20 protein-coding genes are annotated in these 24345 nt (G+C 44.0%); 4 read left to right on the forward strand and 16 right to left on the reverse strand.

Translation table 11 applies throughout. From position 1 onward, the window contains the following. Positions 1 to 299 precede the first annotated feature (299 nt). The 5 genes from cydC to SporoP33_RS02070 form a co-directional block, all read right to left on the reverse strand. Positions 300 to 2027 carry a thiol reductant ABC exporter subunit CydC gene (gene cydC / locus SporoP33_RS02050; RefSeq protein ID WP_081242200.1) on the reverse strand — a complete coding sequence of 576 codons (1728 nt, stop codon included), beginning with the start codon at positions 2025 to 2027 and terminating at the stop codon, positions 300 to 302. Further along, positions 2024 to 3745 (reverse strand): thiol reductant ABC exporter subunit CydD, encoded by a 1722-nt coding sequence (gene cydD, locus SporoP33_RS02055; protein ID WP_081242201.1) that lies wholly within the window; start codon positions 3743 to 3745, stop codon positions 2024 to 2026. The genes cydC and cydD overlap by 4 nt, the downstream gene beginning before the upstream one ends. Further along, positions 3745 to 4761 (reverse strand): cytochrome d ubiquinol oxidase subunit II, encoded by a 1017-nt coding sequence (gene cydB / locus SporoP33_RS02060; protein WP_081242202.1) that lies wholly within the window; start codon positions 4759 to 4761, stop codon positions 3745 to 3747. Before cydB ends, cydD begins: the two co-directional genes overlap by 1 nt. Next, positions 4748 to 6151, reverse strand: coding sequence for a cytochrome ubiquinol oxidase subunit I (locus SporoP33_RS02065; RefSeq protein WP_081244723.1), 1404 nt, complete (start codon positions 6149 to 6151; stop codon positions 4748 to 4750). The genes cydB and SporoP33_RS02065 overlap by 14 nt, the downstream gene beginning before the upstream one ends. A 482-nt stretch (positions 6152 to 6633) precedes the next feature. Continuing rightward, positions 6634 to 7128 (reverse strand): hypothetical protein, encoded by a 495-nt coding sequence (locus SporoP33_RS02070; RefSeq protein WP_081242203.1) that lies wholly within the window; start codon positions 7126 to 7128, stop codon positions 6634 to 6636. Positions 7129 to 7382: 254 nt separating this feature from the next. Here SporoP33_RS02070 and SporoP33_RS02075 point away from each other — a divergent pair, with 254 nt between their 5' ends. After that, on the forward strand, positions 7383 to 8885 hold the full coding sequence (locus SporoP33_RS02075; protein WP_081242204.1) for a catalase: 1503 nt from the start codon (positions 7383 to 7385) through the stop codon (positions 8883 to 8885). Positions 8886 to 8926: 41 nt separating this feature from the next. On the opposite strand, the gene SporoP33_RS02080 is transcribed toward SporoP33_RS02075, so the two are convergent. After that, entirely contained in the window at positions 8927 to 9742 is an 816-nt protein-coding gene (locus SporoP33_RS02080; protein WP_081242205.1) for a DUF368 domain-containing protein, read from the reverse strand. A gap of 190 nt (positions 9743 to 9932) precedes the next feature. Beyond that, positions 9933 to 11315: a polysaccharide deacetylase family protein gene (locus SporoP33_RS02085; RefSeq protein WP_081242206.1), complete on the reverse strand. Its 1383-nt coding sequence runs from the start codon at positions 11313 to 11315 to the stop codon at positions 9933 to 9935. Between the two features lie 386 nt (positions 11316 to 11701). Between SporoP33_RS02085 and SporoP33_RS02090 the strand changes: the two genes are divergently transcribed. Further along, positions 11702 to 12679: an oxygen-dependent tRNA uridine(34) hydroxylase TrhO gene (locus SporoP33_RS02090; RefSeq protein ID WP_081242207.1), complete on the forward strand. Its 978-nt coding sequence runs from the start codon at positions 11702 to 11704 to the stop codon at positions 12677 to 12679. A gap of 89 nt (positions 12680 to 12768) precedes the next feature. On the opposite strand, the gene pstB (SporoP33_RS02095) is transcribed toward SporoP33_RS02090, so the two are convergent. From pstB (SporoP33_RS02095) to SporoP33_RS02120, 6 genes are all read right to left on the reverse strand, one after another. Beyond that, the gene (gene pstB / locus SporoP33_RS02095; RefSeq protein WP_155961389.1) at positions 12769 to 13527 is read right to left on the reverse strand and encodes a phosphate ABC transporter ATP-binding protein PstB; all 759 of its coding nucleotides are present in this window, start codon (positions 13525 to 13527) and stop codon (positions 12769 to 12771) included. Between the two features lie 30 nt (positions 13528 to 13557). Continuing rightward, positions 13558 to 14358 (reverse strand): phosphate ABC transporter ATP-binding protein PstB, encoded by an 801-nt coding sequence (gene pstB / locus SporoP33_RS02100; RefSeq protein ID WP_155961390.1) that lies wholly within the window; start codon positions 14356 to 14358, stop codon positions 13558 to 13560. Between the two features lie 43 nt (positions 14359 to 14401). Next, positions 14402 to 15286, reverse strand: coding sequence for a phosphate ABC transporter permease PstA (gene pstA / locus SporoP33_RS02105; protein WP_081242210.1), 885 nt, complete (start codon positions 15284 to 15286; stop codon positions 14402 to 14404). Beyond that, a complete protein-coding gene (pstC, locus tag SporoP33_RS02110; protein WP_369821948.1) occupies positions 15286 to 16233 on the reverse strand; it encodes a phosphate ABC transporter permease subunit PstC in 948 nt (315 codons plus the stop codon). Before pstC ends, pstA begins: the two co-directional genes overlap by 1 nt. A 25-nt stretch (positions 16234 to 16258) precedes the next feature. Next, a complete protein-coding gene (locus tag SporoP33_RS02115) occupies positions 16259 to 17155 on the reverse strand; it encodes a phosphate ABC transporter substrate-binding protein PstS family protein (RefSeq protein ID WP_081242211.1) in 897 nt (298 codons plus the stop codon). Between the two features lie 188 nt (positions 17156 to 17343). Continuing rightward, positions 17344 to 18054, reverse strand: coding sequence for a response regulator transcription factor (locus tag SporoP33_RS02120; RefSeq protein WP_081242212.1), 711 nt, complete (start codon positions 18052 to 18054; stop codon positions 17344 to 17346). Positions 18055 to 18313: 259 nt separating this feature from the next. Here SporoP33_RS02120 and SporoP33_RS02125 point away from each other — a divergent pair, with 259 nt between their 5' ends. Further along, the gene (locus tag SporoP33_RS02125) at positions 18314 to 19333 is read left to right on the forward strand and encodes an NADP-dependent oxidoreductase (protein WP_081242213.1); all 1020 of its coding nucleotides are present in this window, start codon (positions 18314 to 18316) and stop codon (positions 19331 to 19333) included. A gap of 60 nt (positions 19334 to 19393) precedes the next feature. On the opposite strand, the gene SporoP33_RS02130 is transcribed toward SporoP33_RS02125, so the two are convergent. Together SporoP33_RS02130 and SporoP33_RS02135 are read right to left on the reverse strand one after the other, a co-directional pair. Beyond that, complete coding sequence (locus SporoP33_RS02130) at positions 19394 to 20377, reverse strand: NAD(P)/FAD-dependent oxidoreductase (RefSeq protein WP_081242214.1); 984 nt, start codon at positions 20375 to 20377, stop codon at positions 19394 to 19396. Between the two features lie 108 nt (positions 20378 to 20485). Continuing rightward, complete coding sequence (locus SporoP33_RS02135) at positions 20486 to 20773, reverse strand: DUF6509 family protein (protein WP_081242215.1); 288 nt, start codon at positions 20771 to 20773, stop codon at positions 20486 to 20488. A 170-nt stretch (positions 20774 to 20943) separates the two neighbouring features. Here SporoP33_RS02135 and SporoP33_RS02140 point away from each other — a divergent pair, with 170 nt between their 5' ends. After that, positions 20944 to 22674, forward strand: a complete 1731-nt coding sequence (locus SporoP33_RS02140; protein WP_081242216.1) for a M3 family oligoendopeptidase — start codon at positions 20944 to 20946, stop codon at positions 22672 to 22674. A gap of 26 nt (positions 22675 to 22700) precedes the next feature. Here the strand turns inward: SporoP33_RS02140 and SporoP33_RS02145 are convergent, their stop codons facing one another. Beyond that, on the reverse strand, positions 22701 to 24182 hold the full coding sequence (locus tag SporoP33_RS02145) for a GGDEF domain-containing protein (RefSeq protein ID WP_196796834.1): 1482 nt from the start codon (positions 24180 to 24182) through the stop codon (positions 22701 to 22703). Positions 24183 to 24345 lie beyond the last annotated feature (163 nt).

The raw sequence follows: 24345 nt of genomic DNA on the forward strand, positions 1-24345 counted from the left end.
AGGCATGCCGGCTTCCACACCTGCCATCATGACAAATTAAACATACTGGGACATAATATGAAAAAAGCGTAAAGGAGTTCCCTTACGCATTTTTATGTCTATTTTTTAATAAATACTTTGCAAAGCATTTGAGTGGACCGGAGCGGAAAAAGGCCGACTCCTGCGGGATTTAGCGCGAATGTTGAGACCCCGCAGGAGCGCCAGCGACGAGGAGGCTCAAGCGCGCCCCGCGGAAAGCGTGCCTTTTGGAGCGCAGGGGAACGGACTTTATTTTTAGTTTTGTCCCGCCTTTCAGACAGTTACATTCCTTGATCCAACGCGTACAGCTGACGATACCGCTCATTCTCAGCCAGTAATTCTTCATGGGTTCCCTCCATTACGATTTCCCCATTATCCATGAAAATGATGCGATCCATTTTTTCCATCCCCATTAAATGGTGTGTAATCCAAATCACTGTATTGTTCTGCAGTGACTGATGGAGCGTTTCAACCAGTGAATACTCTGTTACGGGATCGAGCCCTACAGTCGGTTCATCTAAAATCACAACAGGCGTTTGTTTCAATAAAATTCTTGCCAATGCGATTCGCTGGCGCTCACCGCCTGAAAAACGCTGGCCAGTTTCCTCCATTTGCGTCTTCAAACCTTCAGGCAATGTTTCGAGATATTCATATAAACCTACTTGCTCCGCTGCGCGCTCCACGTCTTCTGCTGTGGCGGCCGCATTGCCGAGCTTTACATTATTTTCAACGGATGTGGCAAAGAGATACGGCTTTTGATTCAATACACTCATAATCTCATAAATAGTATCCCCATACCGGTCAGTCGGCTGATGATTCACTCGGACCTGACCGCTTGAAGGAGCAATCGTCCCGAGCAATAATTGAATCAGCGTGGACTTACCTGCCCCGCTCTTGCCAAGCACCGCCACTTTTTCACCGGGCCGTACAGTTAATAAGAGATTCTGCACAGCGTTGTTCTCTTGTCCTTCATAACGGTAACTGACACGATCCAGTTCAATATATACGGGATCGTTTGCTTTGTATTCAGCCGTCTGTTCCTCGTGTTCTGCGCGGTACTGATGAATCTTGTCGATTCGCTGCAAAGAAGCTTCATAAGCCGGCAGCCGCTCAATAGCGTGCGAAACAGGCAGCAGCCCTTCCAAAATCGGCAAAGTCACCAATGTGAATGCTGCGATATACGTTGGCATCAGCGAACCTGCCGCTGCCTGCTGACCTGCCCACATACCGACGATGATTACAAGCAGACCAGAAAACAGCTGCAGCTGCAAGGTGCGGGACTGCTGCCAGTAAGCCAGTTTTTTATCAATTTCATGGCTGGCGTGACTTTCTTGCTGAAATGAAGAAAGAAATTGCTCCTTCCGGCCGCTGATCATCCAGTCGCGCAAACCGAAAATGCCTTCTGTCAGCGTATTATACAGCTGACTGTGCAGCTTTTTTGACTGCTGCTGATTTTTCTTCATTATATAAAGTGAGACCATCGGATAAACCAACGTCACAACAGCCAATAACACCGCCATCAAGAGCGCAAATTTCCAGTCATACACCGCGAGGACAATGACAGAAAAACTGTACAGAAACAGTCCAATGACCGTTGGAAACAGCGTCCTTATATAGACGTCCTGTAAATGTTCAATGTCGTCAGCCAGTGTTCCGAGCAGATCTCCTGTCTGAAAACGGGAGCGTATGAATAATGCCTGCGGCTCCAGCACGTGATAGAGTCCGACCCGCATATCTGCAATAATTTTCAAAACGGCATTATGACCAAGCAAACGCTCTACGTAACGCAGAACGGCTCTCGATATCCCAAATGTGCGGACCGCAACGACCGGAATATAGACGAGCAAAATGGTTTCGGGCCGTTCAGATGTGCGTGAAATTAAATAACCGGATGTGAACGTCAGCATCGCTGCTGAAAGGATAGTCAACGTCCCCAGCAGTATGGTCGACAGGACAGTCCGATTATATTTTCGGGCATAAGGAAGTATATATTGCTTGTACAAGTTCATACAGCGTGCCCCCTCCCTCGTGCTTCAAGTAAACGGCAATAGGCGCCATCTGAGTGAAGCAGCTCTTCATGGGTCCCTGTTTCCACTACTTTGCCGCTGTCCAGCACGATAATTGTATCCATTTCCTGCATCCAGTGGATACGGTGCGTGGCGAAGACAACCAGCTTATCTTCCAGCAGCGGTATGATCATCTGTTTTAATTCATGCTCCGTTTCAATATCCAAATGGGCAGTCGGTTCATCAAATAATAAAACTTGACGGCGCTGAAGCAATGAGCGTGCCAGGGCTACCCGCTGCTCTTCTCCTCCGCTCAATACACGGCCACCGGCGCCGATCCGTTCTTCATAGCCAGCAGGGAATGTCTTGATTAATTCATCCAATCCAACCCGTTCCGCAGCTTCGCGCACTTCACTTTCAGACGCATCCGGTTCGTAAAATCGGATGTTTTCCAGTACCGTATCCGGGAAAATCGTCGGATGCTGCGGTATATAGGCAATTTGATTTTGCCAGCCGGCAGCGGCCAGATGCGGCAGCTTTTGCCCGTCAAGCACACAGTGTCCGTCAGTCGGCAATGTAAAGCCCGACAAGACATCGATCAGCGTGGACTTGCCTGCACCCGAGTGGCCGATGACGCCTATTTTACTGAAACCATGTAATTGCAGATTCAACCCTTCAAAGATCGTTTGCTCATCTGTCTTGACTTCAACGCCGCGCAATTCCAAAGTAGAGCCGGAATTCCAAGCTGCCGCCGGTGAATCAACTGCCGGCTGATCAGGCGATGGTTCTTCCAGTATTTTGTGAATTTGCATACTGGCATCCTTGCCGTCCGCAGTTGCGTGGAAATCATTCCCGAGCTCCCGGACAGGCGAGAAATATTCAGGCGCCAAAATTAATATAGCGAGCGAAGGTTCCAGCAGCATCTGTCCATTAATTAAGCGTAATCCAAGCTCTACCGCCACCACTGCCACGGATAAACTGGCAAAAAAGTCAAGTGAAAACGAGGACAGAAACGCATAGCGCAAAGAACGGTTGGTGGCGATCCGGTATTTATCACTGACTGTTGCTATAGATTGCTCATGAGCACGGCTGCGGCCGAGATATTTCAACGTGACAATCCCGCGCAGAGAGTCCACAAAATGCCGCGACAATAATCGGTACGTATCCATCTGTTCATCGATTTTCTTTTGGGAAACCAATCCGATCAAAATGAGAAATACAATCAGAATCGGCAAGACCACAATCAGTGTAACAGCGGACATGATATCCAATGTAAATACATACAGGACAATGACGAATGGCACGATAGCCATCGACAGCGTGCGCGGTATAAGCAATTCCAGGTACTTTCTGAACTTCGGCACCCCTTCCAGGCCAAGTGTCACCAAATGGCCCGAACCGTATTTCCCGACAGCCCGCGGCCCCAGATCAAAGATTTTTTTCAGTAATTGCTGTTCATATTCTTTTGCTGTCTGATCCGCGAAGCGATAGGCCATTCGTTCTTTTGCCCATTGGAAGAAATGACGCAGACTATTCGCTGCGATAAAAACCACAAATGACCGAAGTGCTTCACTCCAGTCTGCGCCTTGGAACAACTGTGTAATCGCTTTTGCTAAGTAGATTGCCTGAAAAACAATGGCGATTGACTGAACTGCAGTAAGCAGTCCAATCAATGCCATCACTCGTTTACTTCCTTTGTATTGAAGCAAGTATTTATCCATTAGTATTCTAGATGCTCCTTATCACCTGTCAACCGTTTACGGAACACATAATAACTCCAGATTGTATACGCCAAAACGATTGGCACCATAGTAAATGCTACGATCGTCATGATTTTCAATGAATAATCACCCGAAGCTGCATCGGCAATTGACATATTAAATGCAGGATCTATAGTACTGATCATCACATTTGGGAATAAAGCGATGAAAAAGCTTGCCATAATAATAATCAGCACTAACCCAGTCATCGTAAAGCTGAACCCTTCCCGCTTTTTCTTTAAGAAGAAGAATAGCAAACCATACAGCACAATTGCCAAACTGTATAATGGAACCAGAATAGCTCCGTGATCTGCGAATGCATTTGTATCCGCATACGTAAATACCATAAACAGGATGAGGAAACTACCTGCCAAAGCATACACTTTACGTGCAGCAGCATTTGCCCGGCTGCGTAACTCCCCTTCTGTTTTCAGACTGATGAACAGCAGACCATGCAAGTACGTTAACACGACGAACGCCAGGCCGCCGATTACTGTATATACATTGACGAAATCAGTAAAGCCTGCGTACATATTCATATCCGCGTCAATCGGCAGACCTTGAATTAAACTGGTGAAAAATACACCAAACAAAAATGGCGGCAAGATGCTTCCGATGAAAATCGCCCAATCCCACGTCTTAACCCATGTTTCCGAGTCACCTTTCCCGCGAAATTCAAATGCCACCCCTCTGATGATGAACGCCAGCAGCAGCACGACAAACGGCAGATAATATCCGCTGAACACCGTCGCATACCAGTGCGGGAATGCGGCAAACATCGCACCGCCCGCAGTTATCAGCCATACTTCATTGGCATCCCAAACAGGTCCGATCGTATTGATGATGACCCGTTTTTCCAAATCATTTCTTGCTAAAAACTTCGTGCTCATTCCGACACCAAAGTCGAAGCCTTCCAGAAAGATGAATCCCGTAAATAGGACTGCGATTAATATAAACCAAATATCACTTAACGGCATGTCCCGCACCTCCTGTTTCAAACGGATCTGTTGCCGATACATCCTTTACAGGCCGCTCTTCCGGACCGCGCTGGATGAATTTCACAAACAATACGACCATGATAATACCGAGGATCGTATAAATCGCAGAGAAGGAAATAAGTGAAAACAGAATCTGACCGGCCGATACGTTCGGCGATATGCCGTCTGCTGTCTTCATCAAACCGTTTACCACCCAAGGCTGACGTCCCATTTCCGACATAATCCATCCGAATGAATTCCCGATGAACGGCAGGAAGATTCCGGCTATCAGGAGACGGAGGAACCAAACGGATTCTGTGATTTTCTTGCGGTACATAAGCAGCAGACCGAGCGCTGCCAGCCCAAGCAATGTGCCGCCTGTTACCACCATGATGCGGAAACTCCAGAATGTTGTTTTAACTGGCGGTATATAACTGCCTTCCCCGTGTTTTTCTATCATTTGCTGTTCAAGCGCGTTCATCCCCTGTACTTTCCCTTTGAACTCGCTGTATGTTAAATAGCTCAGCATGTAAGGAATATCGATACGCCCTGTTGTTTCACGATTTTCCACGTCAATCTTCGCAAACAGTGTCCAGGCAGCCGGATCACCGCTGTCTTCCCACAGCCCTTCTGCCGCCGCCATTTTCATTGGCTGTTCGTGCATTAAGTATTGAGCTTGGGAGTGACCTGAAAATGCAATTCCTAACCCTGACAGCATACCGACAACCAATGAAATCGCCAGGGACTTCTTAAAGAATTCAACTTTTCGTTTCTTAATCAAATACCAGGCGCTGACACCCACTACGAAAAATGCGCCCGTTGCGAAACTTCCGAACACAGTGTGCGGGAATGCAACCCATAGCTTTTCATTTGTCAGAACTGCTATAAAGTCATTCATTTCGGCACGGCCATTTTGTAACACATAGCCTGTCGGATTTTGCATGAAGGAGTTGGCAGCCAATATCCAAAATGCAGACATTATCGTTCCGATAGAGACTAACCATATACAGGCTAAGTGCAGTTTTTTCGGCAGTTTATTCCATCCGAAAATCCAGATTCCGATAAACGTAGATTCGAGGAAAAACGCAAGCAACGCTTCCACAGCCAAAGGGGCGCCAAATATATCCCCTACGAATCTGGAGTAAGCTGACCAGTTCATTCCGAATTGAAACTCTTGAATAATACCGGTCACTACGCCAATTGCGAAGTTAATAAGAAAGAACACACTCCAGAATTTCGTCATTTTAAGGTACATTTCATCTTTTTTGACGACATACATCGTCTGCATAATTGCAATGATCAATGCCAATCCGATCGACAGCGGAACAAAAATGAAATGAAATAAGGTGGTAGATGCGAATTGGATTCTAGCTAATAAGACTTCTTCCAGCATTTTTGATGATCTCCTTTCGATCTTTGCTTCTACATCTAGGATAGCGCACAGCAAAAAATAGTTCGTGAACTATGTACGATATTCCTGTTACAAACCTGCGAACTTATGTCAAAATTGTCTATAAGTTATGGCGGCTTTGTAACAATGCTCAGAAAATACAAATTGGCTGGATTTTGTTGGGTATTGGGGGGAATTATGCAGCCATGTACTGGCGCTTTCTCGCTGTCAGGCTACTCTTCTTTTAGGTGCGGCTAGGGGGTATGGGTGATTTTCAGAGTTTGCAAATCATATAGTGTGAAGTTCTTACGTTTACAGAGTATTTTTGCCGGAAGGTTTTGGAGAAGATGTGTGAGGAGAAGGACCATGCTGACCGCCCGCCCTATCATTACTAGAAGTCGCATGTCTTTCACATAAGGCAGAAAAAGAACGCAAAACAAATAAACGGCCTGCTTCTAGTAAACAGAAGCAGGCCGAAGCATTTAGATTTCATCGATCACTTTCATAATCTCCACATAATCAGGATGTGCTTTATGAAGATATATAATGAAGTGATCTATTCTTTTTACAGCAAGCTTTTCAACTTTACTGCCGACATAAACCGTAAGTTCACCAGTCTCATCCAGTTCCTGAAGACGCTGATCAGACGCGTCCAGTTTGTACAAGTGCAGCGGAAGTAAAGGTTCCCCGTTTATAGTTAACGCCATGCCGCTTTCCGCACGAAACATATCAATTGCTGCTTCTTCAGGTTCGCCGACAGTAAACCCTTTTGCCTTGAGATTTTCCACTGCCTTCTGATACAGCACTTCATCTGTAACGGAAGGAATTTGCACGGATTCTTCTTCAGGCATTTCCTGCACTTTATCCTGCGACTTTTCTGGCGCTGGTGTTTCTTCATCCTTATTACACGCAGCCAATGCCAGCGACAGACAAGTAAGTACAGCTGCATATAAAAACCATTTTTTCATAACTCTCATTGATTGATATCCTTTCCGGTAAAACAAATTCTATCATTATTATACATGATTTTTATATTTTAGCGCGATGCAGAACCTATTTCTAGACAAATCCACTTCGACAAATTACGATATGATTACAGTAATTAATAAACTTTATTTAAATGTATTAATTACTATTTAATAATCATTATAAATAACACTTTTAATTTCTGTTAGCGTCTGGTATAATTGTATTTGTAGTTAACAATCGAACGAAGAAGGAGGAATTTTCAATGACTATTAATGAGAACAATTCTCAAAAGAGAAAATTAACAACCGCTGCCGGTGCTCCTGTAGTTGATAATCAAAACTCTATGTCTGCCGGTCCAAGAGGTCCTTTGCTGCTGCAAGACGTGTGGCTGCTGGAAAAGTTGGCACATTTTGACCGTGAAGTTATTCCTGAACGCAGAATGCACGCAAAAGGTTCAGGTGCTTACGGCACATTCACTGTTACGCATGATATTACGAAGTATACGAAAGCAAAGCTATTTTCAGAGATTGGCAAAAAGACCGAGATGTTTGCACGATTCTCCACAGTTGCCGGCGAACGCGGCGCTGCTGATGCAGAACGTGATATCCGCGGATTTGCTTTAAAATTCTATACTGAGGAAGGTAACTGGGATTTAGTCGGCAACAACACACCTGTATTCTTCTTCCGTGATCCGCTCCAGTTCCCTGACTTGAATCACGCAGTAAAACGAGATCCCCGCACAAACTTGCGGAGCCCGAAAAACAACTGGGATTTCTGGACATCTCTTCCTGAAGCACTTCACCAAATCACGATTCTGATGAGTGACCGCGGTATTCCAAGATCTTACCGCGAAATGCATGGTTTCGGCAGCCATACGTTCAGTATGATCAATGAAAATAATGAACGTCACTGGGTCAAGTTTCACTTCCGTTCCCAACAAGGGATTCATAATTTAACAGATGAAGAATCTGCAGCAACGATTGCGACAGACCGTGAAAGTTCACAGCGCGATCTTCTGTCGAATATCGATGATGGCAATTTCCCTAAATGGAAAATGTATATCCAGGTAATGACAGAAGAACAGGCGATGGAAATGCCGTATAATCCATTTGATTTAACAAAAGTCTGGTATAAAAAAGATTTCCCATTAATTGAAGTCGGCGAATTTGAATTAAACCGCAATCCTGAAAACTATTTTGCAGAAGTGGAGCAGGCCGCATTCACGCCGGCAGCTATCGTACCGGGGATCGGATTCTCTCCTGACAAAATGCTGCAAGGACGTTTATTCTCTTACGGCGATGCACAGCGTTATCGTTTAGGCGTCAATCATCACCAAATTCCGGTCAACGCACCAAAATGTCCGTTCCATAGTTTCCACCGTGACGGCGCAATGCGTGTAGACGGCAATTTGGGCGCTACGACACACTACGAGCCAAACAGCTACGGCGAATGGCAGGAACAGCCAGACTTCAAAGAGCCGCCACTAAAAATACACGGCGACGCGGACAACTGGAACTTCCGTGAAGACGATGATGATTACTTTACACAGCCGGGTAAACTGTTCAATATACTCAGCAGTGATGAACAGCAGCGTCTGTTTGATAATACGGCACGTAATATGGGCGATGCACCAAGAGAAATCAAAATCAAACATATCCGCCACTGCTACCTTGCTGATCCAAAATACGGTGAAGGCGTAGCGAAAGCACTGGATATCCCGATGGAAGAAGTAGATATTGAAAATACAACGACCATTATCGAATAAACTCAAAAGCCGCTTGGAAAATTTCCCAAGCGGCTTTTTCGTTATGCCTGATCCCCAACGGCATTCAATATGTTGGCAATGATCAATCCTAAAATAATCGCGATAATACTCATTACATACGGCGTGCCGCTTTCCGGGATTCCAGGAAAAATAACGAAAACGGAACCAAGAATCAGCCCGATGATGACGGCAAACATTCCCGTACGGAAATGTGACAGCAAATAGCGGATCACTTTACTGCTGACTACAAAACCAACTGCAATTCCTGCACCTGTTGCGATAATAATGGGGATATTAAAGTTAGAAATAGCGGTGATGACAGTTGTATACACCCCTAGCAGCAGCAATACAAATGACCCGCTGACACCCGGCAGCAGCATTGCCATACTGCCGGCCCATCCGGAAAAGAATAAGATAACAGCTGTTTTAGCCGTCAGATGCGTGATCGTAAGCGGGTCAGCCGGCTTAATGAAAACAGTCGAAGCTAAAGCAGCCGCCACTATGAGAATCAGCACAAAATGACGAAATGCAAAGTTCGTCCTTAATCCTGCCTGTTTGGATACAAACGGAATCACACCGATAATTAATCCTAAAAAGAAAAATTGTGTAGGTTCATGATAATGCTTCAGCAAATACGAAATGACTTTACTGAATAAAATAATCGTTGCCCCCATCCCGATCGCCAAGGGAATAAGGAAGCCAATGTGTTTCTTCCAGTCTTTACTGAAAAATCCGCTGATTGAACTGAGCAGCTGATCGTATATCCCTAAAATAAAAGCAATTGTTCCGCCACTTACGCCCGGGATCAGATCACTGATTCCCATTAAAAAACCGCGATATAAATTTCTCCATTCCATGCCTGTTGTTCCTCCAATGATTTCATTCCGTATAGTATATCACGCTGCCCTCTGCTGCTGACAGTGTATAACCTTTCCTTTTACTGCTTGCTCCATCTGTTTGAACAGTATATGAACAGCTCCATATAAATAGGACTGCGCAAAACAAAAGTTGTTCCATTGTTCGCTGAAACAATGAAACAACTTCACTTTAATAACTCTCTAATTCAGATACCGTCACAAATTTATATCCCTGTGATTTCAATGATTCAAGTATAGCTTCCAGACCATCCGCTGTTGACTTATGAATGTCATGCATTAAGATGATACTGCCGTTTCTGCTGTCCTTTTGGACGTGTTCAAGCATTAATTCGGGGTCATGGTGATCCCAATCCAGTGTATCGAGATTCCATAAGACGACAGGCAATTTTGTGCTCTCTCTCACCCGATTATCGACTGCGCCATAAGGCGGTCTGAAAACCGTGGCAGGTTTTCCTATCACTTCCCATATTATCTCTGATGTATCATGAACTTCCGATTGTAATTCATCATCCGTAACGTCAGTCAATGATGGATGGTTCCAAGAGTGGTTACCGATTTCATGGCCTGCATCAGCTACTTCTTTCGCAATGGACGGATATAGATTAACACGATTACCGAGCATGAAGAAAGTTGCTTTAGCATCATATTTTTCGAGTATATTCAAGATTTTCATTGTATAGTTTGGATCTGGGCCATCGTCAAACGTCAAAGCAATCTTTTTATCTTTGTTCTCTTGCGTTGAAGATACTTGGAACTCTTTCGCTAAAAATGGGTTTAATTTTTCAAGCGGAATTTCCACTGTCGCAGGCCCCGCCTGTCTTTTCGTGAATTCACCCGTTCCGAAATACACTACCAATGCATCATCTGTTAAAGCAAAATTACGATAGTTTACCCACATCGGTTCAGTTGGCTGCCATACACTGTCTCTTATCAAATCGTCTTTAAGTGCAGGACTGTGATAAATTTCTTCGCGCACTACATGGGCTATCCGCTTCAATTTCTCCAAGTTCTGATCCGCTATATCACGCATCATTAGTTCCTTCCCTGTTTCCGGATTAATGTGGAATGTTTTGATCTCTGTATGGCTTTCTTTGTCTGCAAAATAGGTTGTGGCCTGCATGACAAATGAATAATTTCCGGACAGATGCTGAAGTGTCTCAAAAGAAACAGCCAATTTAGTGACTTTGTGTTCGCTGTTCTGCACTTCGTCCGAATAACGCGTTTTTACTTTTTCAATATGATCCATTACACGCTTATTGAATGTTTCATACTCTGTCTCAGGATATTCGATAATAAACGGACCTGCTGAATCATTTTGTTTTTCGGTTACGATTTTAATGCCAGGAAATGCAGATGTACTGGATTCCACTGACACTTCCTGTGTTGGTGCAGGTATGATTTCCTCTGTTGCGTGCTGCTCAGTTTCGGTACTTGCATTATTTTTCATGACGTTCACGATTAAGAATAGAGTGACCGCGGTCATCGTGATGATTGTAATTAACAATGCGCGATCAATCCATTGTGAACGGCGTTTTTTATCTTTAACGTTCATGGAAAGACTCCTTTAGTGCACACCGCTCTAATAGGCTCTGCACGTTTCACCATTCTTATGTCCTTTTGCCTTGTTTATGATATGCAATTTTCATGCCGCATATCTATCCATTCTGTGAATGGCTTCCCAAACAATGGACATTTTTCTATCTACTAGTATACAACAAAATCAAGCTTTCACAACAATATGGCCAACTCTTCCCTTCCCTTTTTTTCTTTAGGATGAATAAATACAGCACAGTTATCCTTTTCCGGTAAATGAAAATATGCTATACTATTTTGGGCCCGAATTTTGCAACTTCGAGCTGAAGGGAATCATTTTCCTTTTGTACACACCGATCTCGGCTGTTGTCTACTGCAAAGATTAAACAGAAGGCGGTAATTTACATGGAACAGAAGAACTATCGAGTATTATTGTTTTACAAATATGTCACGATTGAGGAGCCCGAAGAGTTCGCAGCTTCACACTTGGCATTTTGTAAAGAAACAGGATTAAAAGGACGAATTCTTGTGGGAGAAGAAGGTATTAACGGAACTTGTTCAGGTACGATTGAACAAACTGATGCCTACATGGAACATATGAAAGCAGATCCCCGCTTCGCTGACATTTGGTTTAAGATTGACGAAACAGATGGACATGCCTTCAAAAAAATGCACGTTCGTCACCGTCCGGAAATCGTCAACCTCAGCCTGGCTGAAGACGTGAATCCTTTGGAACTGACGGGCGAATATTTGGAGCCTGAACAGTTTTTACAGCAAATGCAAGAGGAGAATACTGTCATATTAGACGCACGGAATGATTATGAATATGATTTAGGACATTTCCGGGGGGCAATTCGTCCGGATATTGAAAACTTCCGTGATCTTCCGCAATGGGTAACTGAAAACAAAGATAAGCTCGAAGGCAAGAAAATTTTGGCTTACTGCACAGGCGGTATTCGCTGTGAAAAATTCACAGGCTGGCTGAAGCGCGAAGGTTTTGAAGATGTGGCACATTTACACGGCGGAATTGTTTCGTACGGTAAAGATCCAAAAGCAAAAGGTCAGTTATGGGATGGCCAGTGCTACGTGTTTGACGAGCGTATTGCGGTTCCCATCAACCAAGTGGAGCATGTAATCGTCGGCCGCGATCATTTCGACGGCACACCTTGTGAGCGTTATGTAAACTGCGCGAATCCGGAGTGCAATGCGAAGATCTTATGTTCTGAAGAGAACGAGCACCTCTATATGCGCAGCTGTTCAGACGATTGCCGCACCCATCCCCGCAACCGCTATTTCGTTGAGCACGATATGACAGTTGCTGAGTATGATGAACGTCTTGCTAAAATTGAAGCGTTGCGTGAAAATGAAACCATTTCACAATAAAACAAGAGGATGCTCTTTGAAGTGTACATCATACTTCAAAGGCATCCTTTTTCTTGTGTTTTTAAGTGAATCGTATGGTTGACACCCGCTCACCCAAACTTCCCCGTAATATAATCTTTCGTTTCAGGGAATGCCGGTGAAGTAAAAATGTTAGCTGCAGGACCATATTCTTTTACTTCTCCGTTAAGGAAAAATGCGGTGAAATCAGAAATTCTGGCTGCCTGCTGCATATTATGCGTGACAATAATAATTGTGTACTGCTCTTTCAGCTTTTTGATCAACTCTTCAACTTTTCCGGTAGAGATCGGGTCTAATGCAGAGGTAGGTTCATCCATCAATAATATTTCAGGTTTAGTCGCAAGTGTCCTGGCAATAGTCAGCCGCTGCTGCTGTCCGCCTGACAGACCTCCGGCAGGTTTATCCAGCTGATCTTTCACCTCATCCCATAAAGCTGCAGCACGCAGATTCATTTCTACAATCTCATCCAGCACTTTTTTATTGTTCTCCCCTTGAATTCGCGGACCGTAGGCAATGTTTTCATAAATCGAAAAAGGAAAAACGGATGCATGCTGGAAGACCATCCCTACTTTCTTTCGCAGCTCGACGGGATCAATAGAAGAATCTAATATATTTTCCTCTCCAATCCAAACAGCTCCTTCTGCCCGTACTCCGGGAATTAGATCATTCATGCGGTTGATGATCCGTAAAAAGGTCGATTTGCCGCATCCAGACGGTCCAATGAGCGCTGTGATTTGTTTCTCTTCAAACTGGAGATTAATATTTTTCAGTGCATGATGGGAATCATAGTAGAATTGCAGATTTTCCGTCTGAATCACTGACCGCTTCATCGTTTTCGTTTGCCTCATAACAGCTCTCTCCTATCCGATTCGTCCATTTATATAATGGGAAGTTTGTTCATAATGCGGATGATTAAATATCTGTTCGGTCTGTCCATGTTCAATCACACGCCCCATATAAAAGTACGCCGTTTCATCCGAAATCCTTGCTGCCTGCTGCATATTATGAGTCACGATGATAATTGTATAGTCTTTTTTCAATTGGGATATCAATTCCTCAATTTTTGCTGTAGATACTGGATCGAGTGCGGACGCAGGTTCGTCCAATAATAATACGCTCGGTTTCATTGCAAGCGCTCTTGCGATACAAAGGCGCTGTTGCTGACCGCCTGATAAACGCAAGGCGGATGTATGTAAATGATCTTTCACTTCGTCCCATAGAGCGGCTTTCTTCAAGCTATCTTCCACAATCTCATCCAGTTCCGACTGTTTTTTCACACCATGCCGCATAGGCCCAGATGCCACATTCTTAAATATGGATTTGGCGAACGGCACCGGCCGCTGAAATACCATGCCAATCTGTTTGCGGACTTCAAGTAAGTTGACATACGGAGAATGAAGTTCTGCGCCTTCATAATAAATTTCCCCTTCTGTACGGCAATCATCAATGCCTTCGTTCATCCGATTAATAGAACGTAAAAATGTTGATTTTCCACATCCCGATGGACCGATCAACGCAGTCACGGATTGTTTAGGAAATATCAGACTCACTTGATCGACAGCGCGATGTTTACCATAATAGACGGACAGCTTATTTGTTTGAAGTACAGAACTGAATTGAATATTTGGACTGTCCGCTGCTTTCGACGGGTTGGTTTTCATTCCGGCTGGCTGTAAAGCAACTGATTGCATGGGAATCCTCCTCTTAATTTGCACTCATTTTTTTACACAATAAACTTCCGATAATACGTGATGTGATATTAAAAAATAAAATCGAAATGATCAGCAAAGCTGCTGCACCATCAGAGACAGCAGCTGCATCCGGCATAATACCTTCTCCATTAATCTTCCAAATATGAACAGCCATCGTTTCAGCCGGTCTGAATGGATTCAGTGGAGAAGTTGCAGACAGCGGATTCCAATTGGTGAAGTCTATAATCGGTGTACTCATTCCGGCTGTATAAATCAGTGCAGCCGCTTCACCAAATACACGGCCAGATGCCAGAATAACACCCGTTACGATACCAGGCAGAGCGGCAGGAAGTACGATTGTCGTAATCGTTTCCCAACTTGAAAAACCGAGCGCCCAGCCTGCCTCGCGCTGTGATTTCGGCACGTTAGTAATCGACTGTTCCACAACCCGAACAAGTAATGGCAGATTAAATACCGATAGTGTAAAGGCACCTGATAAAATCGAAAAACCCCAGTCCATATACAAAACGAAAAATAGAAAGCCGAACAATCCTACGACTATGGAAGGCAGAGAAGACAGCACTTCAATCAGTACACGAATACAGCGGATTGTCCAATGATCTTTCGCATATTCCGCTAAATAAATCCCCGCACCGATAGCAATCGGTATAGAAATCATCAGTGTCAATACAAGTAAATAAAAGGAATTGAACAGCTGAGGCCCCACTCCCCCGCCTTCTTTAAAAACTTGTGGAGGAGAGGTAATGAACTGCCAGCTAAGCTGCGGAATCCCTCTTACAAAAACAAATCCGAGCAGCCCGGCTAAAATGGTGATAATGATGCCCACTATACAATATAACCCTGCCGTTGCCAGTTGATCTTTCATCTTGGCGGACATTATCGCACTCTCCCCTTTCCAGCCACTCGGACAGTGATTGTAAAAATTAGGGACATGATTAACAGCACAAGCGCTAAGGACCAGAGTGCATTATTTTCCACTTGTCCCATAACGGTATAGCCCATTCCCATCGTTAAGATACTCGTTACAGTAGATGCTGGTTCAAACAGTGAATGCGGAATCACAGAGGCGTTCCCAATGACCATCTGTACAGCCAGTGCTTCGCCGAATGCGCGGGCCATACCAAAAATTACGGCCATCATCAGACCAGGCTTCGCTGTTTTTAATACGACTTTGCAGATCATTTGCCACCTGGTTGAGCCCAGTGCCAACGATGCTTCCCGTAACGAGCGGGGAACCGACTGAATAGCATCCAGCGCCAGACTCGTGACTGTCGGTAAAATCATGACAGACAACACAATAGTGCCCGCTGCAATTCCGAAGCCGCTGCCTGGAAACATATTACGTAAAAATGGAACAACCGCGCTTAATCCTATAAATCCATAGACAACAGAAGGAATTCCTACTAACAGCTCAATCACCGGCTGCATAATTCTTTTTCCGCCACGGGGTGCAATCTCGCTCATAAATATTGCAGCGCCGATCGCAAGTGGTCCCGAAATCAGAGCAGACAGTCCAGTGACAGCCAGTGAACCTAATAAAAATGGCAGCGCCCCAATAATGGGCTTACCGAAGGAATTTACTTCCGCCGGGTTCCAAGCTGTGCCAGTAAAAAAATCTTTCACACTGCCGTCATTTGTAATGAATGTTGCCAGTCCTTTTGAAAACACCAGAAACAGTATTGCTGCTGTGATGGCTGCCGTAAGGGCAACAGAGAGGAATGTTATCCATTTGCCTATTCGTCCCGTGCGTATTTTACCGCTTTTTTTATATAATGGATGTTCCATCTCTTTCATCATTTTAGCCATCATCTGCACTCCTTTCAAACTCGCAGAAATTGATTGGATATGATCATTTTTTCATGATTGATCCTTCCGCATCCCGTTCCACCTTCATACCTGTTACTGGCAAGTAATCCATTTCAACAAGCAATGTTTCCTGTATTTCATCTGACAGTATATAGTCAATCAATTCTTTAGCCAGGCCTGTTGCTTCGCCATTTGTATACATATGCTGATACGCCCATATTTCCCATTCGTTCGATTCGACATTTTTACGGTTAGGTGTCACACCGTTAACTTGCAGAGCTGTGGTTGTTTCGTCGAAATAGGAGAATGCTAAGTAGCTGATCGCCCCCGGTGTCTCACTGACAATCTTGCGTACCGTGCCAGATGAATCTCGCTCCTGCGCATCGATTGGTTCTTTCCCCTGCAAAGCAAATGCTTCAAAAGTTGCGCGTGTCCCGGACCCTTTTGCACGATTGATGACAATGATTTCCTGATCAATTCCGCCAAGCTCTTTCCAGTTTTTAATTTTTCCTGTAAAGATACCAATTAATTCTTCAGTTGTGATATCATCTACTCCCGTCTCTGGATGACTTACAGGTCCCATACCCACAACAGCAACTTTGTGGTCCACTAAACTTCCGGCATCCACACCTTCTTTTTCTTCAGCGAAAATGTCTGAGTTCCCGATATCCACTGCGTCTTCGCTGATCTTACTTAATCCAGTGCCGCTGCCGCCGCCTTGTACGCTGATCACTGAACCTGGATTCTCTTTCGTATATTGTTGGGCAGCAGCTTCGACCAATGGCTGCATTGCACTTGAACCTACTGCCATGATCGGCTCTGCGGCCTGACTCGTTTCTTCTTTCTCACTTTCATCTGCATTCGTACTGCTGCAAGCTGCAATCACCCCTGCAGATAGTAAAGCAAATGCCAATAAAGTAATACGTTTACGCTTTTTCATCACTGCGCCCCCTAGGTTTTCTATTTTTAGTAGTAACTCTCGTCCTCTTGCTCCTTTACTATAATCAATGAATATTAAGGGCTGATAGAGGAAACGTAAAGGTTATGTAAAGAAGGTGTATAGAAAAAAGGCTGCCGATCGGATCCGTTATTGGATTCGTCTGCAGCCGTAGTATGTATTCGGTGTATTCAGTTGATCACATCTTCAAATTTATAACCGAAACCTCTGACCGTCTTAATATAAACAGGCCGTTTTGTGTCGGGTTCAATCTTTTCCCGCAAATGACTGATATGAACGTCTACAATACGTGAATCCCCTGTGTAGTCATAATTCCATATCGCATTCAATAATTGCTCACGGTGAAGAACTTTACCCGAGTGCCGCATCAGGTAGAACAGCAGCTCAAACTCTTTCGGTGTCAGTTCTAAAAGCTCTCCGTCCAGGAAGGCTTCGATTCGGTCGGGATGGAGTAATAGATTTCCGGCCCGGAGTTCTGGTTCCGATTTTGATTCTATTTCTTGAACAGAATCCTGCAGCTCCGTTCTGCGTAAAAGAGCTTTCACTCGGGCAAGCACTTCTCTTGGACTAAACGGCTTTGTCAGATAATCATCCGCGCCAAGTTCCAGTCCAAGAACCTTGTCGAATTCATCACCTTTCGCAGTCAGCATTAAAATCGGAGTATGGATTTTTTCTTGACGCAGTGTCTTGCATACATCCATACCATCCACCCCCGGCAGCATAATGTCGAGAAGCAGTACATCCGGTTTTTCAGAACGTGTCATCGAAATCGCCGTATTGCCATCCCGTGCGATGTATACGGTATATCCTGCCTGCTCCAAGTTGTATTGCAAAAGAGTAGCAATTGACTGTTCGTCTTCCACAACCAAAACCTTTTTCATCTGGTTAGCTCCTTTACGGATAAGTTATTGATTTCCTGAAAGTCTACGTATCTACTGTACGGTGATGTAAAGAAAATGTCCACATAAATCATATTTTGAATAATTTTATTATGACCAGTTATAATCTGATATGGAAAAGCAAGATACTTCAGTGCAATTAATTGACATCACTACTTCCGGCTAGTACCCTATTTAATAAGCTTACTTTTAGTTAGTTCGCTATCTTCTAGTACATTATAGATTAACAGGAGGAATTAACATGACAGAAAAAACTCAGAGAGAAATTCATTTAGCCAGCCGGCCTAAAGGATTGCCGACAATGGAAACGTTTGATTTTGTAGAGAAACCAATTCCTGTTATTAAAAACAATGAGGTACTTGTGCGCACGCTTTACGTTTCAGTCGATCCGTATATGCGCGGCAGAATGATGGACGCAAAGTCTTATATTCCGCCTTTCAAACTTCATGAAGCTATTACCGGCGGTGTGGTAGGTGAAATTGCCGCGTCAAATTCAGAGGCATTTCAGGCAGGTGACCTGGTCGTCGGCAACCTTAACTGGGCTGAGTATACTGCGGTTTCCGAAAAGGATGTCCGTAAAATCGACCCGAATATTGCTCCGGTCACAACGCACTTAGGAATTCTCGGTATGACAGGTCTTACCGCATACTTTGGCTTACTGGACATCGGCAGACCGCAAAAAGGTGAAACTGTCGTCGTATCCGGTGCCGCGGGTGCAGTCGGTTCAGCAGTTGGACAAATTGCTAAAATGAAAGGTGCTTCTGTCATTGGAATTGCAGGCTCACAGGAGAAAATTAATTATCTGAAAAATGAACTGGGATTTGATGAAGCAGTCAATTACAAGCTGGACAGTTTTGAAGATGATCTGAAAAAAGCGGCAGCTGACGGCGTAGATGTGTACTTCGATAATGTAGGCGGCGAGGTTACTGATGCGGTGTTTACGCTGTTGAACAAGCATGCGCGCATTGCACTGTGCGGGGCTATTTCTTCTTATAACAAAGAGGAGGACAGCGGTCCGCGTCTTCAATCGCAGATGATCAAAACGAGCGCGCTGATGAAGGGCTTCACGGTAGGAGATTATTCTGCAGACTTTGCGAAAGGAGCGGCTGATCTGGGCAAATGGCTGGCAGAAGGAAAACTGACATATGAAGAGACAATAGTAGAAGGTTTTGAAAATATTCCGGAAGCATTCCTCGGGCTGTTTGAAGGAAAGAATCTCGGCAAACTGCTGGTAAAAGTAGCAGATCCGACAAAACAATAAACTGATCAAAAAACACCCTGTATGGAAGAATCAATTCCATACAGGGTGTTCTGTATTCTATTAACCGAATATACTCGTGCTGTGCAGCGGCTGCACTCTTGCTTTTGGATCAAGATATGCCTTTGCGTGGCTGATCGCAACCGGCGCTTCGCCCATACCTACTGCAATCAACTTCACTTTGCCGTCGTATGTTGTCACATCGCCTGCTGCATATATTCCTTCAATATTCGTTTCCATGCGGGAGTTGACAACAATCGAATTACGATCCATGTCCAAGCCCCATTCTTTCAACGGTCCAAGTGAAGAAATATTACCATAGTTAACGACTACATGATCGAATTCCAGCTCTTTTACGCTGCCGTCTTTTTCTTTCAATACCACTTTTTCTATTGCATCTCCATCACCGCGCAGCTCGCTTACAGCATGAGAAGTCAATACATTCACTGTCGAAGCGTGTAACTGATTGACGCTTGTTTCATGGGCAGTGAAACGCTCTCTGCGGTGAACAAGTGTTACTTGGCTTGCAATATTCTCAAGCATCAGCGCCCAGTCCAGTGCAGAATCGCCTCCGCCGCAGACTAGGATGTTCTGATCTTTAAACAGTGACAAGTCTTTAATACCATAGTGTAATGTCTTCCCTTCAAAATCAGGTTCTTCTTTCAAACCAATTTTTCGGGGCTGGAACGCGCCGATTCCGGCAGTTAATAGAATTGTGCGGGTCAGATGCTGTCCTTTGTCCGTTGTCAAAACGAAATGATCGTCTTTCTTTTCAACAGAAAGTGCAGCTTCACCCAGGCAAATTTCAGGTTTTGCATAATGTGCTTGCGTCACAAGGTTTGCCACTAAATCCTTCGCCAAAATTTTCGGAAAACCGCCTACATCATAAATGTATTTATCAGGATATAGCTCGATTAATTGGCCGCCAAGCTGCGGTAAGCTATCAATAATTTTTACAGACATCTCACGCATACCTGCATAGAACGAAGAAAATAATCCTGTTGGACCTCCGCCGATAATCGTAATATCCACTATTTCTTGATTCATCTAAAACACTCCTATAATTAATCTTTAGTACAAAGCTATGGGGTGTACCACTTATGTTCCTCTAGTATATTATCCACCATTTGAAAGGGAATTACATCTATTTTGTATTTACAATTCAGGAAAAAGATCTGTGCAATACTGCTCTGCGGCCGCCTGCTCTTCTTCGTCCCATTCTACATCGAACGGACTTCCCGTAGCCAATTCATAAAATTGGTATGTAAGCATTTTGCGCTGACCGTCTTTCACAGAATACAGCATTCGTAAGCCAGTGCCCTCTTCATTAAACAGTTCATCTTCTTCATCTACTTTCACTGTCAAAAGAACTTCGTAGCGCTGACCTTCGATAATGCCTGTTGGATCGATTAATTCCTCTACTGTACCATTTACTATTTGCATTCAACTTCTCCTTCTTCCCGCTCACTAAGAGTTTACTCTCTCTATCCTACATCATTTCATAAGATTGTGGCAATTTATGAACGCCATTTTCGGTAAATAGTTTGCTTTTCGGTATAGGTTGCCGGAAAATGAAGGAATACACACCATCTATCCAAACGAGGAGGAGTACAATGCTTACTTTTGAAGATTATGAGTATACTCGCCCGAATATCGAAAATCTGACAGCCGAGTTTACCTCTGCACTTGCACAGTTTGAACAAGCACATTCATTTGAACAACAATCTGCTGTCATTCAGCAGCTAAATAGTCTGACGAGTGATTACAGCACACAGGAAAATATTATGTATATCCGTTCATCAATTGATACAAATGATACGTTCTATCAGCAGGAACGCGATTATTTTGATGAAATAGGCCCGCAATTCCAGGCGCTGCAAAGTTCATATTATAAGGCGCTAATTGCCACACCATTCCGTTCACAGCTTGAAGAAAAATGGGGCTCGCAGCTCTTTCACCTGGCTGAGAACGCGATCCGTTCCTATTCAGATGAAGTTCTGCCGCTCTTGCAGCAAGAGAATAAACTCATATCCGAATACGCTAAACTCGTCGCTTCTGCACAAATTGATTTCCGCGGCGAGACACTGACATTAGCACAGCTTGGCCCCTATAAAGAATCCTTGAACCGTGCTGTCAGAAAGGAAGCGATGAATGCTTCAGCTGACTTTTTCGCGGCAAACGAAGAACAGTTCGACCGTATATTCGATCAGCTTGTAGCTGTCCGCCATAAAATTGCTGTGACTCTTGGATTTAAAAACTTTACGGAACTCGGATACGTGCGGATGAACCGAATCGGTTATGATGCAGAGATGGTCGAAAATTTCCGCAGACAAATCCGGACGTCTGTCGTTCCGCTGACCGAGAAAATCCGCGCGATGCAAAGCCGGAGAATCGGCGTAGCGCAGATGAAGTTCTATGATGAACCGCTGCATTATCCGGAAGGTAATCCAAAGCCAAAAGGATCACCTGAATGGATTCTAGAAAACGGGCAGAAAATGTATCAGGAACTGTCACGGGAAACCGGCCGCTTTTTTGATTATATGAAGCGCAAAAATCTGTTGGATCTTGTGGCGAAAAAAGGCAAGGAAGCAGGCGGGTATTGCACATTTATCGAGAATTACGATTCCCCGTTCATCTTCTCGAATTTCAACGGCACTTCCGGAGACATCGATGTCCTGACACATGAGGCGGGCCACGCGTTCCAAGTGTATTCCAGCCGTTCCATCGGGATTCCCGAATATATTTGGCCGACAAGTGAAGCAGCGGAAATACATTCCATGAGCATGGAATTTTTCACCTGGCACTGGATGGACCTGTTTTTCGGCAGTGATGCCGACCGGTACCGCTACGCCCACCTGCTGGGAGGAGTATTGTTTTTGCCGTACGGAACAGCAGTCGATGAGTTCCAGCAGCGTATTTATGATCAGCCGGAGCTAACACCGGCTGAGCGAAAAGCGGTCTGGAAAGAGCTTGAGACTACTTATTTACCGCTGCGGGATTACGATGGCCACCCGTATTTGGAACAAGGCGGCTTTTGGCAGAGACAGGGTCATATTTATGAAGTGCCGTTTTACTATATTGATTATGCATTGGCACAAATTTGCGCCTTCCAATTTTGGCAGCGTTCATTAGAAGATTTTGAAGGTGCATGGAAAGATTACTTAGAGCTTTGTGCATTAGGCGGCTCTAAATCATTCTTGGAGCTTATCAAAACCGCTCACTTGAAATCCCCTTTTGAAGAAGGCACAGTTGAATCCATTACAGACTTTATACATGACTGGATGATTGACAACAAGATTTTTTGCCTTCATTTAATAAAAAAAGGATGTGCACGATCGTCATGATCACATGACTTTCTGCACATCCTTTTTTATCTTTTAACTGGTTCGTAGAAAGAATACTGATCCTTCCCTTTCTTCTTTGACTGATACAATGCTACATCGGCTTTACGATACAGTGTATGAATCGTATCTTTCTTTTCTGCAGTGGCTATCCCGATACTGATAGATAAATGAATCTCTTCCTTTTGTAAATAGGCAAAAGACTTTCGCATCGATTCAAGCATACTGTCAGCACACTTCATTACTTGTTCTTCAGTTACACGTGAGAACAGCACAACAAATTCATCGCCGCCGATTCTGGCAGCCAGATGATCTTTCCCGCTTTCTTTATCGATAATTTTGGCAGCTTTCACCAATAATTTATCGCCTTCTCCATGCCCCAATGAATCATTGACGGATTTGAAATTATCCAAATCAATGATCATGAATTGCAGCGGCCCTTTTTTCTGCCGCAGCCATTGCACAGCCGTATCTTCAAAGGCCGCCCGGTTCTTCAAACCGGTCAATACATCATGGAAAGCCAGATGGACGGGCCTGGCGATCATTCTTGCCAAGACGACAGACAGAATGATTGTGAAAATAATGATACTTACCGTTTGAAAAATGAACTGGCTGCGATAAGATTTCAGCAGATCAGAAACCGGTATATCATAATACGCAATTTCCACTACGCGATTCGCAGACAGACCGGGCACTGCATCTGCTTTATACGGTATGTACCGGTATGTTAATGTTTGGCCGTTTTCTTTTGCTGTAATTTCTTTTGTTTCAAACTTCTTATATGCTTCCGTAAAAATGGGTTTTCTTGATGGATTAATCGTTTCTTCTTTACCTGCACCTCTGTCACCAAGCAGTAATCCTAAATAGTTATATACATTCACCGATTTAATCTGCTCGTTTTCTTCTTCCAGACGATGCATCGTGTCAATGAAGTTGAACTCTTTATATACTAGTTTGTCTTCCAGATAGTAGCCAAGCTCTATAAGATATTTTTTGTCAGGCGTCGGCATATAACTGAATTTCTTAAAGGTCCCGGTATCTTGATGAATGTCCAGTGCATCATGAGAGAAAATACCTAGTTTTCTGCGTTCTGTCAACAGCGAGCTGAATTTACGGCAGCATTCATTAAAATTCAACCCAATGTCCGGTGTATAGCTGCTTTCGATCACTTCATTATTTTCATCGATAATAAATACATCCATGCCGCTTTGCTCTTTCAATGCAGCAAAGTCCCATGTGGAGAAGTCAGGCTGTCTTTCGTAGAGTGCAATCAATGTCTCGGAGTATTCTTCCATACTCGCTGCGCGTTCAACGTCAAGGACATTATATACTTTATCAATGGTGGCCAGACTGGTAATAATCTCGTCTTCTGCCATCTGAACCTGTATTTCTAAATTGGTTTCCACATTCTTTTTTAGTCGTACATAATCCGCTGTAATGATAATCAGCGATAAAAGGAGCGTAAAGCATATGAGGATGCCAGTTAACTTTATACGAAAATTTTTGCCCACTTTACGGCACCCCTTCTTCTTTTCATCAATTGAAAACATCTGTTAAAAGTATATCACATAGTAGTTCATTGGAACCTGTTTTATAGATAATATTTTACTTTTTCGCAAGCCTTTTTCCGATAAGAAAAAGCAAAAAGTCTCAAGGACTCTTTGCTTTTGGTTT

The sequence above is a fragment of the Sporosarcina sp. P33 genome (assembly GCF_002077155.1).
Lineage (GTDB): Bacteria > Bacillota > Bacilli > Bacillales_A > Planococcaceae > Sporosarcina.